Below are 812 nucleotides of genomic sequence, written 5' to 3'. Positions count from 1 at the left end.
CGCCGGACGCCGAGCGCGCGCAGCCACCGCACCGCGCGCGGCGCCTCCTGGCGCATGCCATCGGCCATCACGAAGGCCGCGGCGACGCGCCCATCCACCGCGAGCCAGGCGACCGAGCCCGCCGCGGCGGCCACCTGCGCCACCAGGCCGAAGCCGTTCTGCGGGTCGATGCCCGCGGCATGCAGGAAGCCCTCGGCGCCGAGCATCAGCGCGCGGCCTTCCACCATGCCGGTGACGCCGCCGCCTGCGATCTCGGCCATGCCCTCGGGCAGCGGCAGGTCGATGCCGCGCGCCCCGGCGGTGGCGACCAGCGCGGCCGAGACCGGATGCGTGGATCCCTGTGCCAGCGCGGCGGCGAGGCGCAGCGCGCCATCGCGCCCCAGCGCGGGGTCGGCATCGATGGCGGCGAGGCGCGGATGCCCCGGCGTGAGCGTGCCGGTCTTATCGAACAGCACGGTGCGGATGCGCGCGAGGCGTTCGAGCGCACCGCCGCCCTTCACCACGATGCCGCGCCGCGCGGCGCGCCCGATGCCCGCCACCAGCGCGACCGGCGCGGCGAGGATGAGCGGGCAGGGGGTGGCCACCACCAGCACCGCGAGCGCGCGCAGCGGATCGCCCGTGACGGCCCAGGCGCCGCCGGCCAGCAGCGCGGTGGCGGCGATGAAGCCCAGCGCCCATTGGTCCGCGAGGCGCGCGAGCGGCGCGCGCTGGGCCGCGGCCTCCTGCGTCAGGCGCAGGATGGCGGCATAGGTGCTGGCCGCGGCATCGCGCGTCGCGCGCAGGCGGAAGGCGGGCCCGGCATTCACGCCGCC

At 78.3% G+C, this 812-nt stretch carries 1 protein-coding gene; it reads right to left on the bottom strand.

The window, feature by feature from the left end; all coding sequences use genetic code 11:
• A partial coding sequence (locus HW578_RS27225; protein ID WP_198373810.1) for a P-type ATPase occupies positions 1-812 on the bottom strand: 812 nt, incomplete at both ends.

The organism is Roseomonas rosulenta (assembly GCF_016106005.1).
Classification (GTDB): Bacteria; Pseudomonadota; Alphaproteobacteria; order Acetobacterales; family Acetobacteraceae; genus Neoroseomonas; species Neoroseomonas rosulenta.
This window is presented reverse-complemented; position numbering and strand designations above follow the sequence as displayed.